We start from the raw sequence: 15429 nt of genomic DNA, 5'->3' as shown, positions 1-15429 counted from the left end.
GAAGCGCCCGGCCGACCGGCCCCTCCTTCCGGGGTCGGTCGGCCGTCGCCGTCTTCGGGGGAGGGGGTCAGGCCGCCCCGGCGCCGGCGGGGACCGGGTGGGTCAGCCGGACCGGCAGGGCGCGGTGGCCGTTCATGATGAAGGTCGGGAGCGGCTCCAGCTCCGCGGGGGAGACGGCCAGGGACATGTCGGGGAAGCGCTCGAAGAGCATGGACAGGCCCTCCCCGGCCACGATGCGCGCGATCCCGGCCCCCAGGCAGTAGTGGGGACCGTGTCCGAAGGACAGGTGCTCCTTGGCCTCGCGGGTGACGTCGAAGCGGTCCGCGTCGGCGCCGTTGAGGTCCGGGTCGCGGCCGACGGCGCTGTAGTTGACCAGGATCGGGTCCCCCTTGGGGATCGTCACGCCGTCCACCTCGATGTCCTCGACGGCGTACCGCAGCGGCAGTTGGGCCAGGGGGGACTCCACGCGCAGCGTCTCCTCGATGACGTCCTCCCAGGAGACCTTGCCGGAGACGACCAGCTCACGCTGCTCGGGATGGGTGAGCAGCGCGGTGATGGCGTTGTCGAAGAAGTTGATCGTGGTCTCCGAGCCCGCGCCGAGAATCGCGAAGATCGTGTCGGTCAGCTCGGTCTCGCTCAGGCGGGAGCCGTCCTCGTCCCGGGCGGCGATGAGGTCGCTGGTGATGTCCTCACCCGGCGACTGACGCTTGGCGGCGATGAGCTCCTCCATCGCGCTCCGCCAGCCGGCGAGGACGGCCTGCGCCTGCTCGGGGGTGACGGTGGTGTCCACCATCATGTCGATGACCTTGGCGGTCCTGGCCCGGGCCTCCTCGGACATGCCGATCAGGTCGGCCACCAGGCGGGCGGGCAGCGGGTAGGCGAACCGCGCCCGCAGGTCCACGACCTGCCCGGGAGGTGTGGCGGCCAGGTCGTCCAGCAGCTCGTTGACCAGCTCCACGATGCGCGGTCGGATCGCCTCGGCGCGGCGGGGGGTGAACGCCCTGCCGACCAGCCTGCGCAGGCGGACGTGGTCCTTGCCGTAGGCGGTGACCATGTTGTCCATCGCGATCCAGCTGATCATCTCCCAGTCCGGCGGGATCTCCCCGTTGACGAAGGCGGGCCAGTGGTTGCGGGCGCTCTTGGTGACACGCGGGTCGGTCAGCACCTTCCTGATGGCGGAGTGGCTGTTGAGGGACCACGCCATGACACCGCCGGGCAGCTCCACCTGGACGGCGGGCCCCTGATCGCGCAGCATCGCGGCCTCGGCGTGGATGTCCCTGCCGGTCGTGTCCAAAGAGTAGGGGCAGCGTCTCTCCATGGTCATCTCCCTGGATCGTGGTGGCGAACGTGGTCGGGTTTCCCCGCGGAGAAGAGACGGCCCGACGGGCTGCCCCCGTTCTCCGTCGGTCTGCGACGCGGAACCGGTGGCGCTACGACTGTCGAAGGCGCCGGGGCGGAGACGACGAAGGCGGAAGGGTCGGCGGCGCCGCACGGCTTCCCCACCCGGGCCCTCCTGGAGCGGACACCCCACCCGCCCGGCATCCCGCGCGGATTCCTCACACGCCCCGGGACCGTCCCGGGGTGTTCGCGCGGCGCCCCGTACGCGCCGCCGTGCTCCTCAGCGGTCCGGTCGCCGACCGCTCACTGTTCTTGAATTGTCCTCACCTGCGGAAGCGGGCGCCTCTTGCGGATTGCGGTCTGCGAGGGCCGCGGCCCGCAATCCACGAGAGGCCCCGCAGGAGTCCAGGTGCGACGATGAGGAACCGGGACGGCTCCGGTTCCTCCGGTGCCGCGGCCGGAGGGGACGACGCGCCCCGGGGCCCTCGGACCGGAGCGCCGGAGGAGGAGGGGCGTCGCAGGGCGTGGGCCCCGGCAGCCACCGACCCGTGTAGGAGTTGGACCACGTGGGAGAGGAGAGCGGCCCCATGACCGACCACCAGGACGTTCCCGACGACCCGGCCGAGTCCCCGGCGGCGTCGAGACCGCTGACGGGCGCCGAATACGTCGAGAGCCTGCGTGACGGCCGCGAGGTCTACCTGTACGGCGGGCGGGTCGAGGACGTCACCTCCCACCCGGCGTTCCACAACCCCGTGCGGATGACGGCCCGGCTGTACGACGCCCTCCACGACCCGAGGAGACGGGACGTCCTCACCACGGGCACCGACACCGGGAGCGGAGGGTACACGCACCGCTTCTTCACCACCCCGCGCACCGTCGAAGACCTCGTGGCGGACCAGAGGGCGATCGCCGAATGGGCCCGGATGAGCTACGGGTGGATGGGGCGCAGCCCCGACTACAAGGCGTCGTTCCTGGGGACCCTCGGAGCCAACGCCGACTTCTACGAGCCCTTCGCGGACAACGCGCGCCGCTGGTACCGGGAGTCCCAGGAGAAGGTCCTGTACTGGAACCACGCGATCGTGCACCCCCCGGTCGACCGCAACCGCCCTCCCGACGAGGTCGCCGACGTCTTCGTGCACGTGGAGCGGGAGACCGACGCCGGGCTCGTCGTGAGCGGCGCCAAGGTCGTCGCCACCGGTTCCGCCCTGACCCACTACAACTTCATCGCGAACTGGGGCCTGCCCGTCAAGGACCGGAAGTTCGCCCTGGTGGCGACGGTGCCCATGAACGCCTCCGGAGTGAAGCTGCTCTGCCGCCCCTCCTACACCGCCGCGGCCTCGGTGATGGGCACCCCGTTCGACTACCCGCTCTCCTCCCGGCTGGACGAGAACGACACCGTTCTCGTCCTGGACAGGGTCCTCATCCCCTGGGAGAACGTGTTCGTCTACGGGAACCTGGGCAAGCTCCAGATGTTCACCGGACACTCGGGCTTCAACGAGCGCGCGACGTTCCAGGGGTGCACGCGGCTGGCGGTGAAACTGGAGTTCATCGCGGGCCTGCTGGTGAAGGCGCTGGAGATCACCGGCACCGGGGACTTCCGGGGCGTGCAGACGCGGCTGGGCGAGGTCATGGCCTGGCGCAACCTGTTCTGGGCGCTCTCCGACGCCGCCGCGCGCAACCCCGTCGAGTGGAAGAACGGCGCCCTGCTGCCCAATCCCCAGTACGGCATGGCCTACCGGTGGTTCATGCAGGTCGGCTATCCGAGAATCCGGGAGGTCATCCTGCAGGACGTCGCCAGCGGACTCATCTACGTCAACTCCGGGACGGAGGACTTCGGCAATCCGGAGATCCGGGCCTACCTGGACAGGTACCTCCGCGGTTCCAACGGGACCGACGCCGTCGAGCGGGCGAAGGTGATGAAGCTCCTGTGGGACTCCATCGGGTCGGAGTTCGGGGGGCGGCACGAGCTCTACGAGCGCAACTACTCCGGCAACCACGAGAACACCCGCATCGAACTGCTGACCTCGCAACTGGTCTCGGGACAGGTCGACGCCTACAAGGCGCTCGTCGACGAGTGCCTCGGCGAGTACGATCTGGACGGCTGGACGGTCCCCGACCTCTCCTCCTTCGAGGAGCTGCGCGGCGTCCGGAGCGGCATGCTCGACGGCTGAGCGCGGCCGGCGGAGCGCCGCGCCCCGTGCTCCGCCGCCCCGCGCCGGGGGATCCGTCCACGCGGGCCCGCCGGGAGGACACGCCTCCCGGCGGGCCCGCCGTGTCCGGACCGGCGCGGACGCGACCGCGCGGCGGGCGGGGCGACCCACGCGGAGGAGGCGGCGCCGGGACTCCCGGCGCCGCCTCCCCACATTCCCGGAACGGGTCCGGCGTCAGACGTCCGCGGTCCGCGGCTGCCGCTCCTCGCCGGGCGAGGACAGCCCCCAGGCTCCGCGCAGGACGCGCAGGAGCATGCGGGGGCGCATCAGTTCGCCCATCGGGTCGACGAGTCCCGCGACCCGCATGAACGTCCGGGTGACAGCGCCGTCGCGGGCCGCGGCGGCGTGCACCAGCCCCACGTAGGCGTTGGCCAGCCGCACGGCGGGGGAGCGCGGCCCCTCCACCTCAGGGAAGCCGAGGTCGCTTCCCGCCGAGGTCTGCCAGGGCACGTCGATGACGCCGGAGACGTCCTTGAGGAAGGGCAGGGGGCTGGGGTGGGCGCCCCTCCGCAGGTGCTCGCGGAGCGTCAGGGCCTCGAGCGCCGCGACGGTCATTCCCTGCCCGTAGACCGGGTTGAAACTGCACACGGCGTCGCCCGTCACCAGGAGGCGGTCGGGGAACCGCCCCAGCCGCTCGTAGCGGCGCCGCACGCTCGTCGGATAGTGGAAGGAGACCGGGTCGGTGAGCGGTTCGGCGTCCCGGATCGCCTCGTAGACGTCCGGAACCGGAAGGGAGCGCGCGAACTCCAGGAACCCGTCGGGATCGGTCGGCGGGCTGTCGCCGAGGACGCCGGTGAGCGACACGATGCACCGGTCGCCCTCGATCCGGGAGAGGAAGGCGCCGCGGCGGTGGGTGGGGGAGGAGACCGGGTTGATCGACAGGTCCCCCCTCAGGACCTCCTCGCCGGGCAGCCGGTAGATCCGGGTCGTGTAGGTCAGGTCGATCTTGATCCGTTCCTCGTCGGGCCGCGAGTAGCCGAGCTGCTCCAGCCACACGGGCGTCCTCGACCCGCGGCCCGTGGCGTCGACGACGAGGTCGCTTTCCAGGACCTCCTCGGCGCCGCCCTCCGTCCTGTGCCGCACCCGGACCCCGGTCACCCGGCCGCGGTCCGGCGTCGTCACCAGGTCGAGGATGTCGTGCTCCTCCAGGAACGAGACACCGGGCAGGGCGCGCACCCGCTCCCGTACGCGGTGCTCCAGCAGGGGCCTGGTCGCCGACACGCAGACCAGGCCCGTGCCGGCGGGCTGCAACCGCCTTCCGTGGAAGAACCAGCGCAGCTGGCCCAGGTCGCCGGTCGGCACGCCGGCGTCGGTCATCTCCTCGGTGAACCCCGGGAACAGCTCGTCCAGGATCTGCTGTCCGCGCGCGAGCAGCCCGTGGACGTGCCGTCCCTGGGGCACCCCGCGCCGCGGCGCGGCGGGACCGCTCACGCGGTCCCGCTCCACCACCAGCACCTGCGCGTACGCGTCAGCGAGCACCCGGGCGGTGAGCAGCCCGGCCATGCCTGCGCCGAGCACCACCGCCCGGTCTCCCAAGTAGCCGCTCATCGCGGTCTCCTCCTCAGGCCGTCGGGTCAGAGCGTGTCGCGGGGACTGTTCTGGTAGGCGGCCAGACGCCACTGGCCGTCCTGCTTGACCACCGTCCAGGAGGCCCGGACCGCGCGTTCCGCGGACGGCTCCGTCTCTCCGGGAGCCAGCACGCCGCCCACCGTGATCACCAGCCCCGACGTGGCACTGAAGAAGCGGACGTCGACGGGCTGGCCGGTCACCCGGGTTCCCTTGTACGGCCCGGCGAAGGCGGACTCCATGAACGCGCGGATCTCGGAGCGGCCCTTGCGGTACACGCCGGGCAGGATCATCGTCCCGTCCTCGGTGAAGACGTCGCCGAACGCCGCCGCGTCGTGATCCGCCCACGCCTCGACGACGCGCTGGGGAAGGCCCGCGACGGCCGCCTTGTCGGCGTCGGAGGGGCCGGCGGACGTTGCCGACTGGGGGGTTGTGGTCATGTCTTGCTCCTTAATCCCGACCTGGGACCTGAATCGATGCGGGGTGGAGGACACGCGGTCGGAACACCCGTCCTTCCCCCCTCTCCGCCGACCGGTGCGGGGCGCGCGGGGCGAGAGGAAACGCCCTTCCGTGCCACCTGCGGCCTGTTGGCGCTTCCCGGCAATCGTCACATCCGGGCACGGGGCGGGACATCTTCCAGAATGCGCTGCCGGAGCCGGGGCGGATCGACGCCGCATTCCAGAAGGCGCGTCGACGGGGGGAGAGGTGCCACGGTCGAATGGGCGGCGCGGGGACCGCCCCCGCCCGGCGCGCGAAGGCGCCCGCCGGGCGGGGGCGGTCCCTCCCGCGGCCCGTACCGGACGAGTCAAGAGTTCACCGCCCTTGAGGAGAGCAGGAACATGGTGGAAGAGCGCCGCGTGCCGCAACGGGAAGAACTCGTGCGCCGAGCATCGGAACTGGTGCCGCTGCTGCGGGAGAAAGCGGCCTGGACGGAGGAGAACAGGCGGCTTCCCGAGGAGACGATCGAGGCGATGGCCGACGCCGGCCTGTTCAGGATGCGCGTCCCCGCGCGGTACGGGGGCTACGAGAGCGACGCGCGCACCATGGTCGACGTGGCGGCGGAGCTGGCCAGAGGGGACGGCTCGGCCGCCTGGGTGGCGTCGGTCTGGTGGATTCCCACCTGGATGGCGGGGCTGTTCCCCGACGAGGTCCAAGACGAGGTGTTCTCCACCCCCGACGTCCGGGTGTGCGGAACCCTCAGCCCCAGCGCCACGGCCGTCCCCAGGGGCGACGGCATCGTTGTCAACGGCAGGTGGGGGTTCATCAGCGGCGCACTGCACAGCCACTGGCAGGAGATCATCGCCATGGCGGCCACCCCCGACGGGGGACAGGAGCCGGTCATGGCGCTGGTCCCCATGGAGGAGCTGACGGTCGTCGACGACTGGCACACCTCGGGACTTCGGGGCACGGGCAGCGTCACCACCGTCGCCGAGGACGTGTTCGTCCCCAAAGAGCGCGTCCTGCCCCTGGGGGCGGTGCTGCACGAGCAGTACGCCTCCAAGCAGAACGCCGACTCCCCCATGTACCGGGCTCCGCTGCTGCCGGTGGCCTCGGCGACGTCCGTGGGGGCGATGGTGGGCCTGGCGAAGGCCGCCCAGGAGGCGTTCTTCCAGCGGATGCCCGAGCGGGGCATCACCTACACCGCCTACTCCAGCCAGCGCGAGGCGCCGATCACCCACCTGCAGACGGCGGACGCCGCGCTGAAGGCCGACGAGGCGCAGTTCCACGCGCGGCGGCTCGCCGCCATGGTCGATGAGAAGGGCGAGAGCGGCGAGCCGTGGACCCTGCAGGAACGTGTCCTGGCCAGGGCCTGCCTCGGGGCGGCCGGTCGGCGCGCCAAGGAGGCCGTCAACATCCTCAGCTCCGCCAGCGGCGGTTCCTCGGTCTACAGCACCGTGCCGATGCAGCGGATCTCCCGGGACATCCAGGCCGTCAGCCTGCACGCCCTGATGCACCCCGACACCAACTACGAGCTCTACGGGCGGATCCTCTGCGGACTGGAACCCAACACCCTCTACATCTGACGGACGCGGACGTGGCGGGGAGAACGGAACCCGCCACCGACGCGGTCAGAAGACACGAAAGGAGACGCTGATGCGCCCGTTCCGAGTGGAGGTCCCGCAGGAGGACCTCGACGACCTCCGCCGCCGGATCGCGGACACCCGCTGGCCCGCGGAGACGCTCGACGAGGGCTGGAGCCGGGGAGTGCCACCGGGATACCTCAGGGAGCTGGCCGAGTACTGGCGGACGGACTACGACTGGCGGGCCGCCGAGGCGCGGATGAACCGGTTCCCCCAGTTCGTCACGGACATCGACGGTGTGGACGTGCACTTCCTCCACGTCCGCTCGCCCGAACCCGAGGCGCTGCCCCTCCTCCTCACCCACGGCTGGCCCGGATCGTTCGTCGAGTTCCTCGACCTGGTGGGGCCCCTGACCGATCCGCGCGCCCACGGCGGCGACCCGAAGGACGCGTTCCACCTGGTCGTCCCGTCCCTGCCCGGCTACGGATTCTCGGGGAAGCCCCGGGAGGCGGGCTGGGACACGACGCGCATCGCCGAGGCGTGGGCGGAGCTGATGCGCCGCCTCGGCTACGACCGGTACGTCGCACAGGGCGGGGACGCCGGCTCGGTCATCTCGCTGGAACTGGCCCGGGTCGCCCCCGAGCACGTGGCCGGGGTGCACGTCAACATGCTGATGACGTTCCCGCCCCGGGACCCCGCGGCGCTGGCCGACCTGAGCGGGACCGACCAGGACCGGCTGGCCCGCCTGGCGCGCTTCGACACGGAACTGTCCGGCTACATGAAGCTCCAGGCCACCCGGCCCCAGACGGTGTCCTACGGCCTGACCGACTCCCCCGTCGGCCAACTGGCCTGGATCGTCGAGAAGTTCTGGGAGTGGACCGACTCGGACAAGGCACCGGAGGACGCGGTGGACCGCGACCTCATGCTCACGAACGTCACCCTCTACTGGCTGACCGCCACCGCGGGCTCCTCCGCCCAGTTCTACTACGAGGGAGCCGAGCAGATGCGCCGTCTGGCCTCGGCGGACACGGGCGACCTGCCGCCCCTGCGGACCCCGGTCGGAGTCGCGGTCTTCCCCCACGACATCTTCCTGCCGATCCGCCGGTTCGCGGAGCGGGACCTCGCCAACATCACCCGCTGGACCGAGTTCGACCGCGGAGGCCACTTCGCGGCCATGGAACAGCCGGAGCCGCTCGCGGACGACATCCGGGCGTTCTGCCGGGCGTTCCGGCGGTGACGTCGGGGCGTCCGCCGCGGCGGAGAAGCTGAACCCCGCGGGCCGGACGGCCCCGCTCCGCCGCCCGCGACCACGGGCACCGCGGCCCCGCGGCAGGGGACCGCGGTGCCGGAACCCCGTTCACCCCGAATCCGAGAATCCGACCACCAAGACCGTTCCACGTGCCGGAGCCTGCCGAGGAAACGCGGCGGACGCGTTCTGAGAAACCCGCGACAAAAGGTCGGAGCGGGACGGCAGCGCCGAGAAGAGCCGTGGAGTCCTGTTCGGAACCGCCGACCCCGAAACCCCCCGGAAACCCCGGAACTCCCCTCCGAAGAAACTGCTTCGCCCTTTTCTGCGCCGTTGGAAACAGGCAAGAAAAGATAAAGCGCCGTCTGCTCGGTGAATCAGGATGGGAAGGACCGGATGGAAAGGGTGCGGTCGGTGCCGGCGCCCATTTTCTCTAGGAGTGGTGATGCGGTTGCTTTTTCGCGCTGCGACCGTGCTCGTGGCGCTCGCCGTGACCGTCACGGCGGGATTGCTGACCATTCGACCATCGCTGGGCGAGGCCGAGCGGCTCGAACTCGCCGAGTCCTACGGCTTCGACGTCATCGACCTCAACAGCGAGCCGGCCGACGCCAGGAACGAGCGTCCGGTCGCTCCGGCGCTGGAGCACTTCGGCGCGTGGATCTCCTCGGTCGGCGCGGGTGCGTCGCTGACCGACCTGCGCGGCCTCGGCCACCCCGCGGACGTCTGCCTGATCGACCCCCGCGACGACAGCGTGACGCTGCGCTCGGTCCCCGGTAGCGGCGCCGACGACTACCCGGTGGTCGAGCTGGTCCCCGAGGGGCTGCCCTACGACGCCACCATGGCCCCGATGGGATGCGTGCCCGCCGACCTGGACGAGGACGGCGACGTCGACTTCCTCGTCTACTACTGGGGACGCTCCCCGCTGCTGTTCACGAACACGGCCGGACCGGGCGAGGTGCCGAACGCGGACCACTTCACCGCCCACGAGCTGGTCACGCCCATGCAGGTGTGGAACACCACCGCGACCAACGTCGCCGACCTGGACGGCGACGGCCACCTCGACGTCCTCGTCGGCAACTACTTCCCCGACGGCGCGCGGGTGCTCGACCCGGAGGCCGACGACGAGACCCGCATGGAGATGCAGCAGAGCATGAGCCTGGCCTCCAACGCCGGGCGGAACAAGATCCTGCTCACCGTCCCCACCGGCGAGCCCGACACCCCTCCCGAGGTCGTCGACGCCAGCAACGCGCTGCCGGAGAAGGTCGAGACCGGGTGGACGCTCGCCATCGGCATGCAGGACCTCACCGGCGACCTGCTGCCCGAGATCTACATCGGCAACGACTTCGGCAACGACCACCTGCTGGTCAACCACTCCACGCCCGGCCGGGTGCGGCTGGAGAACGTCCGCGGCGACCGGGACGTCACCGAGCCCAAGTCCAAGGTGGTCGGCCACGACTCGTTCAAGGGCATGGGCGTCACCTTCACCTACCCCGACGGGGCCGAGCTGCCGACCATCGTGGTCAGCAACATCACCTCCCCCTACGCCCTGCACGAGAGCAACTTCGCCTTCGTGCCCACCGGGGACGGCGCCGACCTGCTCGAGGGCGAGGTGCCCTACCGCGACGAGAGCGAGGCGCTGGGCCTGGCCCGCAGCGGCTGGTCGTGGGACGTCAAGGCGGGCGACTTCAACAACGACGGCGTCGACGAGCTCGTCCAGGCCACCGGGTTCATCAAGGGCGAGAACAACCGCTGGCCGGAGCTGCAGGAGATCGCCATGGGCAACGACCAGCTGCTGAAGTACCCCTGGGCGTGGACCAACTTCCGGGTGGGCGACGACCTGTCGGGACACGAGAGCAACCCGTTCTGGGTGCGCGCCCCCGACGGCCGCTACACCGACCTGGCGGGCCCGCTCGGCATCGGCGACCCCGACGTCACCCGGTCGTTCGCGCTGGGCGACGTCAACGGCGACGGACTGCTCGACGCGGTCGTCGCCAACCAGTGGGAGGACTCCAAGGTGCTGGTCAACACGGCGCCCGACGCGCCGCCGGGGATCAGCCTGAACCTTCTCGCTCCCGGAACGGTCGACGGCGCGTACCGCGCCGCGATCGGAGCGAAGGTCACCGTCAGGGGTGACGAGCTCGCGCAGACCCGCCAACTGTTCCCCGCCAACGGCCACGTCGGCGTGTCGGCGGAGTCCCTGCACCTGGCCGCGCCGGAGAACGGGACCCTGCCGGTCACGGTCGAGTGGCGCGACGGCGGCGGGCGGACGCACACGGCGGACCTGGACCTGCCGTCCGGGACGAGCACGGTCGAACTCAACGACGACGGAACGGCGGTTCTGCGATGACCACGACCCAGCCAGGCATAGACCACGTCGCGGCCAACGGAAGCGGCCCCGCGACCGAGACGCTCCCCGCCCCGAAGACACCCACGGACAAGCGGATCAAGGCGCTGCGCATGTTCGCCACCTCGATCACCGTCTTCACCGTGCTGGGGCACCTGCTGCTCGGCTTCGAGCAGTCTCCGATCACCCCCGTCGTCGCGGTCCTGGTCGCCTACGCGCTCGACCTGGTCCTGGAGACCCTGGACGCCCGTGCCGAGGGCCGCGCCCCCGCCTACGCGGGAGGGGCGCGGGCCCTGATCGACCACCTGCTGCCCACGCACATCGCGGGTCTGGCCTGCGCCATGCTGCTGTGGGGCAACGAGTCGCTGTGGCCGTACCTGTTCGCCGTCACCATCGCCGTCAGCAGCAAGTACCTCGTCAGGATTCCGGTGAACGGGAAGTGGCGCCACTTCCTGAACCCGTCGAACTTCGGTATCGCGCTGGTGCTGCTGCTGTTTCCCTGGGTGGGGATCGCCCCGCCCTACCACTTCACCAACAACGTCGCCGGCACGGTGGACTGGCTGATCCCGCTCGGCATCCTGATGGCGGGCACCATGCTCAACGCCAGACTGACCGGGCGGTGGCCGCTGGTCCTGGGCTGGGTGGGGGGCTTCGCCGCCCAGGCGTTCGCCCGGTGGCTGCTGCTGGACCACGCGCTCGTCGCCGCCCTGCTGCCGATGACCGGCGCGGCGTTCGTCCTGTTCACCAACTACATGATCACCGACCCCGGAACCACCCCGTCCAAACCGCGCAACCAGGTCTTCTTCGGTCTGACCGCGGCGGCGGTCTACGGGGTCCTGGTCTCCTTCCACGTGGTCTTCGGCCTGTTCTTCGCCCTGGTGATCACCTGTCTGCTGCGCGGCGGGGTGCTGCTGGCCACCGGTGTCCTCACCGGAGGGCGCCCCTCCGGCGGCACCCGCCCCGCGCCCGCGCCCACGCCCGCGGCCGCCGCCTAGCCGCAGGCGCGGGCGGCCGCGGCACGAGAACGGAAACGGCGCCGCCCTCCCGCGGCTCGACCGACGTCGGCTCCGAGCACTACCGACAAAAGAGGCACGCATGGCCACAAGGACGACCCTGAACAGTACGTACCGAAACAGCGTGGCGACGCTCAACACGCGCGGCCACCGACCCTCGCTGTGGATCTTCATGGCGATCGTCATCGCCCACTGGGCCGAGCACGTGGCCCAGGCGGTCCAGATCTACGTCATGGACTGGCCGGTGCCCGAGGCCCGCGGGGTCCTCGGACTTCCCTTCCCCTGGCTGGTCACCTCCGAGTGGCTGCACTACGGCTACGCCCTCATCATGCTGGTCGGGCTGTTTCTGCTGCTGCCCGGCTTCACCGGACGCTCCCGCACCTGGTGGAAGATCTCCCTCGGCATCCAGGTGTGGCACCACTTCGAGCACCTGCTGCTGCTCCTCCAGGCACTGTCCGGGGTCCACCTCGGCGGCGGCGACGCCCCGATGAGCCTCGTCCAGTTCCTCATCCCCCGGGTCGAGTTGCACCTGTTCTACAACGCGGCGGTGTTCTTTCCCATGGTTGTCGCGATGTACCTGCACACCCGGCCCACCCCCGTCGAGCGGCAGGCGATGCGGTGCTCCTGCGCCCACCCGGAGGGCGCGCCGCGGTGACGGCGGAGCGGGAGAGCACCGGGCGGCCGAGGCGGACCCGTCCCGTCTCGGCCTTCAACGTGGTGCTGCTGGCCGTCGCGGTGCTGCTGGTCTACATCGCGGGTGCCAACCTCGACCGGAGCGTTCGCGCGGCCCGGGCGGACGGGACCCCCGGCACCTTCACCGCCGCCCGCCTGGACTGCGTCCAGCATCCGGGACACGAGTCCTGCACCTGCTACGGCAGCTACCGGTCGCACGACGGCGCGGCGGAACGGGACCAGGTGTATCTGTACGGGGGCGACCGCGAGAGCTGCCGGATCGGAGAGGGGACGGCGGCGGTGGACATCGGGGCGGCCAACCGGGTGTACGGCCCGGAGGGCTCCCGGGAGTGGATCTTCACCGTCGTGCTGCTCGTCGCCGGGGCGGCTCTGGGGGTCAGGTCGGGGCTTCCCGTGGTGGCGGTGCTCCGGCGAGCCGGGCGGCACGGAACCTGAGGGGTGGCCCGGCCCGGTGGGGCCGGGCCACCCCGGGGACCGGCGGGACCGCGGGGGAGTCGGTCACCGACTGGACCCGGTGACACCGGGGAGCTCACCCCGGCGGGCCAGCTCCCGGAGGCGGATGCGCGGCAGCCCGAACCCGCGCAGACAGCCCCGGGGGCGGCCGTCCACGCAGTCGCGGTCGCGCGGCCGGGTCGCACTGGCGTCGCGCGGCCGCGCGGCGAGCGCGGCGACGGTCCGGGCCCGCTGCTCGTTGCGGACGATCTTGCTCTTCTGCGCCACCGGGTTCAGACCTTTCCGCCGCGCCGCCGGATGTCGGCGACCACCTTCTCGACGCCCAGACGGTCGATGGTCTTGATGCCCTTGGCGCTGACACGCAGCCGGACGTACCGCCGCTCACCGGGCAGCCAGTAGCGCCTGGTCTGGATGTTGGGGTCGAACCGCCGCCGGCTGCGGCGGTGGGAGTGGGAGATCGTGTTGCCGAACGCGGGCTTCCTGCCCGTGACCTGGCAGATCCTGGACATGGGGACCTTTCTGCTTCGAAGCCGTCGAAAGACGGCGGAGGGGCGGGCCGTCACCGTCCGGAGCGGGCGGCGGGGCCGGGGTGGGGTGGCGGCGTCTTCCGGGCGGCTTCGGATGCTCCGGGATCGGTGGCGCGGGGTGCGCCCGTGTCAGGACACGGGCGAGTCGAGGGCGTGCGCGAAGGGGTCCTCCGCGGCCGTCCACACCCGCTCGCCCTCCCGCAGTTCGGCGTCGGTGAGCAGGCAGGAGTCCAGAACGGCGGTGAGGTGTGCGACGTCCAGGTCCACTCCGGTGAAGCAGAGGCACTGGCCGCGGTCGCCGGTGTCGGGGTGCCAGTCGACTTCGGCGGAGGCGCGCCGCCGCTGCGAGGCCAGTTCCCGCGCGGCGGGAGGCAGCGACGCCAGCCACGGTCCGGCGGCCTCCACGGCGAGCGCGTCGCCGCCCGCGTCCCACACCAGTACGGTGTCGGGGCGGCTGGCCAGCCAGAACCGTCCGCGGCTGCGCAGGCTCGAGCCGACCACCTCGTCCAGGGCGGCGTGCAGCCTCCCCGGGTGCAGGGGGCGGTGCCGCCGCCAGGTGACGGTGCGGACCCGGCCGTCCGCGCAGGAGTCGGGGTACTGGGCACTGACGGGGTCGACGCGCGCGGCCGCCGCCGCGGTGTCGAAGCGGCCCGACGGCAGCGGGGTGAGTGCGCGGACCTGCGGGGGAAGGACCGCGGCGGCGGGGTTGAGCTGCTCCAGCAGCGGCAGGGAGTCCTCGTCGTGCGCGGGGTCGGCGGCCTCGTGCAGGACGAGGGTGGAGGGGTACTCGATCTGGCGGGCCAGTACCTCGGCGACCGTGCGCTCGTCTCCGGGGGCGGCGCCCAGTCCGCGTTCGGACAGGTCGTCGGGGCAGGACAGGTCGGACACCAACCGCGCGGAGTCCACCGCGGTGACCACGGCGGCCAGGCGGAGTCGACCGTCCACGGGACGGCCGTCGACGACGGTGTGGACCAGCGCCTCGGCGACCGGTTGGGGTTCCACCCCGTCCCAGGCGTCGACCACGCACAGTGCGTGTTCGCCCCGCTCGGCCAGGGCCAGCAGGGCGGGCAGCAGGTCCTCGCGCAGCGTGCAGGAGACGCAGGCGTGGACGAGGGGCACGGCTTCGGCGTCGAGCACGTTCCAGCGGTCGCGCAGTACCCGCCGCACGCGGCCCGCGCCGATCTCGGTGAGGTCGTGGTGGACGGCCACCGAGCGGGGCACGGTGTGGAGCAGGAGTTCCACGGTTCGCTGCCGCGCCCGTCGGTGCAGTCCGGAGACCACCACCACGTTCATGGCCGTGTCAGGGGGCACCACACACCTCCGATGACAACGAAAACCGTTTTCATACGAAGAACTATACCGCGCCCCGCATGGGCGGATGGTCCGCTCCGGCGGGGTGGCGTTTCCGCCGCGGGCTGAAAACGGTTATCGTTTTATGCCTGTGTTCCGGTCCCGCGCGGGGATACCCGCGCGTCGCTGGGTACATGAACCCAAAGCCCTTTTTCATACCGACCGAAACCATGACCAGTGGGGGAAGTGATGGCACGCAGCGAGACCCGCCCGATCATCAAGCTCAAGTCCACCGCGGGCACCGGCTACACCTACGTGACCCGCAAGAACCGGCGCAACACCCCCGACCGGCTGGTGCTGCGCAAGTACGACCCCGTGGTCAAGCGCCACGTGGACTTCCGCGAGGAGCGCTGACCGCGCCCGATCCGACCGACATCCCGAGGAGAGGGGTGACACCATGCGTCAGGACATCCATCCCGAGTACCGTCCCGTGGTCTTCCGCGACCGCGTCGCCGGATTCGCCTTCCTGACCCGTTCCACCGCCACCAGCGACCGGACCATCGAGTGGGAGGACGGCAACACCTATCCCGTCGTCGACGTCGAGATCTCCTCGGCCAGCCACCCCTTCTACACGGGCCGCAGCCACGTGGTGGACACGGCCGGACGCGTGGAGCGCTTCAACCGCCGCTACGGCGGGCGCGACCGCGACCACTGAACCCGTCCGACAG

Annotated in this window: 15 protein-coding genes; 9 read left to right on the top strand and 6 right to left on the bottom strand. The window is 71.4% G+C overall.

Annotated features, from left to right (window positions below; translation table 11 throughout):
* Positions 1–67 precede the first annotated feature (67 nt).
* Positions 68–1324, bottom strand: coding sequence for a cytochrome P450 family protein (locus NI17_RS08245; RefSeq protein ID WP_324609957.1), 1257 nt, complete (start codon positions 1322–1324; stop codon positions 68–70).
* A 601-nt stretch (positions 1325–1925) separates the two neighbouring features.
* On the opposite strand from NI17_RS08245, the gene NI17_RS08240 reads away from it, so the two are divergent.
* A complete protein-coding gene (locus tag NI17_RS08240) occupies positions 1926–3509 on the top strand; it encodes a 4-hydroxyphenylacetate 3-hydroxylase family protein (protein ID WP_068690614.1) in 1584 nt (527 codons plus the stop codon).
* Between the two features lie 213 nt (positions 3510–3722).
* On the opposite strand, the gene NI17_RS08235 is transcribed toward NI17_RS08240, so the two are convergent.
* The gene (locus NI17_RS08235) at positions 3723–5096 is read right to left on the bottom strand and encodes an FAD-dependent oxidoreductase (protein ID WP_068690613.1); all 1374 of its coding nucleotides are present in this window, start codon (positions 5094–5096) and stop codon (positions 3723–3725) included.
* Between the two features lie 26 nt (positions 5097–5122).
* Positions 5123–5554, bottom strand: a complete 432-nt coding sequence (locus NI17_RS08230) for an SgcJ/EcaC family oxidoreductase (protein WP_068690612.1) — start codon at positions 5552–5554, stop codon at positions 5123–5125.
* Positions 5555–5953: 399 nt separating this feature from the next.
* Between NI17_RS08230 and NI17_RS08225 the strand changes: the two genes are divergently transcribed.
* The 6 genes from NI17_RS08225 to NI17_RS08200 all read left to right on the top strand — a co-directional run bounded on the left by NI17_RS08225 (position 5954) and on the right by NI17_RS08200 (position 12866).
* Positions 5954–7138, top strand: coding sequence for an acyl-CoA dehydrogenase family protein (locus NI17_RS08225; protein WP_119267781.1), 1185 nt, complete (start codon positions 5954–5956; stop codon positions 7136–7138).
* Between the two features lie 70 nt (positions 7139–7208).
* Positions 7209–8372, top strand: coding sequence for an epoxide hydrolase family protein (locus NI17_RS08220; protein WP_068690610.1), 1164 nt, complete (start codon positions 7209–7211; stop codon positions 8370–8372).
* Between the two features lie 454 nt (positions 8373–8826).
* The gene (locus NI17_RS08215) at positions 8827–10728 is read left to right on the top strand and encodes a CRTAC1 family protein (RefSeq protein ID WP_068690609.1); all 1902 of its coding nucleotides are present in this window, start codon (positions 8827–8829) and stop codon (positions 10726–10728) included.
* Positions 10725–11720 (top strand): enediyne biosynthesis protein UnbU, encoded by a 996-nt coding sequence (locus NI17_RS08210; RefSeq protein ID WP_243597664.1) that lies wholly within the window; start codon positions 10725–10727, stop codon positions 11718–11720. Before NI17_RS08215 ends, NI17_RS08210 begins: the two co-directional genes overlap by 4 nt.
* Positions 11721–11820: 100 nt before the next feature.
* Positions 11821–12393: a hypothetical protein gene (locus NI17_RS08205; protein WP_068690606.1), complete on the top strand. Its 573-nt coding sequence runs from the start codon at positions 11821–11823 to the stop codon at positions 12391–12393.
* Positions 12390–12866, top strand: coding sequence for a hypothetical protein (locus NI17_RS08200; protein WP_068690604.1), 477 nt, complete (start codon positions 12390–12392; stop codon positions 12864–12866). The genes NI17_RS08205 and NI17_RS08200 overlap by 4 nt, the downstream gene beginning before the upstream one ends.
* Before the next feature lie 63 nt (positions 12867–12929).
* On the opposite strand, the gene NI17_RS08195 is transcribed toward NI17_RS08200, so the two are convergent.
* The 3 genes from NI17_RS08195 to NI17_RS08185 all read right to left on the bottom strand — a co-directional run bounded on the left by NI17_RS08195 (position 12930) and on the right by NI17_RS08185 (position 14704).
* Positions 12930–13151: an uS14 family ribosomal protein gene (locus NI17_RS08195; protein ID WP_068690603.1), complete on the bottom strand. Its 222-nt coding sequence runs from the start codon at positions 13149–13151 to the stop codon at positions 12930–12932.
* A 5-nt stretch (positions 13152–13156) separates the two neighbouring features.
* The gene (gene rpmB / locus NI17_RS08190; protein ID WP_068690601.1) at positions 13157–13393 is read right to left on the bottom strand and encodes a 50S ribosomal protein L28; all 237 of its coding nucleotides are present in this window, start codon (positions 13391–13393) and stop codon (positions 13157–13159) included.
* A gap of 147 nt (positions 13394–13540) precedes the next feature.
* Positions 13541–14704, bottom strand: coding sequence for a CobW family GTP-binding protein (locus NI17_RS08185; RefSeq protein WP_068690600.1), 1164 nt, complete (start codon positions 14702–14704; stop codon positions 13541–13543).
* Positions 14705–14950: 246 nt separating this feature from the next.
* Here NI17_RS08185 and rpmG point away from each other — a divergent pair, with 246 nt between their 5' ends.
* Both rpmG and NI17_RS08175 read left to right on the top strand, forming a co-directional pair.
* The gene (gene rpmG, locus NI17_RS08180; protein WP_068690598.1) at positions 14951–15115 is read left to right on the top strand and encodes a 50S ribosomal protein L33; all 165 of its coding nucleotides are present in this window, start codon (positions 14951–14953) and stop codon (positions 15113–15115) included.
* Between the two features lie 43 nt (positions 15116–15158).
* A complete protein-coding gene (locus NI17_RS08175; RefSeq protein WP_119267644.1) occupies positions 15159–15416 on the top strand; it encodes a type B 50S ribosomal protein L31 in 258 nt (85 codons plus the stop codon).
* The last annotated feature ends 13 nt before the right edge of the window (positions 15417–15429 follow it).

Source organism: Thermobifida halotolerans (assembly GCF_003574835.2).
In the GTDB taxonomy this organism is placed as follows: Bacteria; Actinomycetota; Actinomycetes; order Streptosporangiales; family Streptosporangiaceae; genus Thermobifida; species Thermobifida halotolerans.
The sequence above is the reverse complement of the archived record's forward strand: the minus strand, read 5'-3'. Positions and strand labels throughout refer to the sequence as shown.

Excerpts from the sequence above, each read along its gene's own strand:
- NI17_RS08205 (WP_068690606.1), top strand. The coding sequence starts at position 11,821 with ATGGCCACAAGGACGACCCTGAACAGTACGTACCGAAACAGCGTGGCG.
- NI17_RS08235 (WP_068690613.1), bottom strand. The coding sequence starts at position 5,096 with ATGAGCGGCTACTTGGGAGACCGGGCGGTGGTGCTCGGCGCAGGCATG.
- rpmG (WP_068690598.1), top strand. The coding sequence starts at position 14,951 with ATGGCACGCAGCGAGACCCGCCCGATCATCAAGCTCAAGTCCACCGCG.
- NI17_RS08245 (WP_324609957.1), bottom strand. The coding sequence starts at position 1,324 with ATGACCATGGAGAGACGCTGCCCCTACTCTTTGGACACGACCGGCAGG.
- NI17_RS08175 (WP_119267644.1), top strand. The coding sequence starts at position 15,159 with ATGCGTCAGGACATCCATCCCGAGTACCGTCCCGTGGTCTTCCGCGAC.
- rpmB (WP_068690601.1), bottom strand. The coding sequence starts at position 13,393 with ATGTCCAGGATCTGCCAGGTCACGGGCAGGAAGCCCGCGTTCGGCAAC.
- NI17_RS08225 (WP_119267781.1), top strand. The coding sequence starts at position 5,954 with ATGGTGGAAGAGCGCCGCGTGCCGCAACGGGAAGAACTCGTGCGCCGA.
- NI17_RS08220 (WP_068690610.1), top strand. The coding sequence starts at position 7,209 with ATGCGCCCGTTCCGAGTGGAGGTCCCGCAGGAGGACCTCGACGACCTC.
- NI17_RS08210 (WP_243597664.1), top strand. The coding sequence starts at position 10,725 with ATGACCACGACCCAGCCAGGCATAGACCACGTCGCGGCCAACGGAAGC.
- NI17_RS08240 (WP_068690614.1), top strand. The coding sequence starts at position 1,926 with ATGACCGACCACCAGGACGTTCCCGACGACCCGGCCGAGTCCCCGGCG.
- NI17_RS08230 (WP_068690612.1), bottom strand. The coding sequence starts at position 5,554 with ATGACCACAACCCCCCAGTCGGCAACGTCCGCCGGCCCCTCCGACGCC.
- NI17_RS08185 (WP_068690600.1), bottom strand. The coding sequence starts at position 14,704 with ATGAACGTGGTGGTGGTCTCCGGACTGCACCGACGGGCGCGGCAGCGA.
- NI17_RS08215 (WP_068690609.1), top strand. The coding sequence starts at position 8,827 with ATGCGGTTGCTTTTTCGCGCTGCGACCGTGCTCGTGGCGCTCGCCGTG.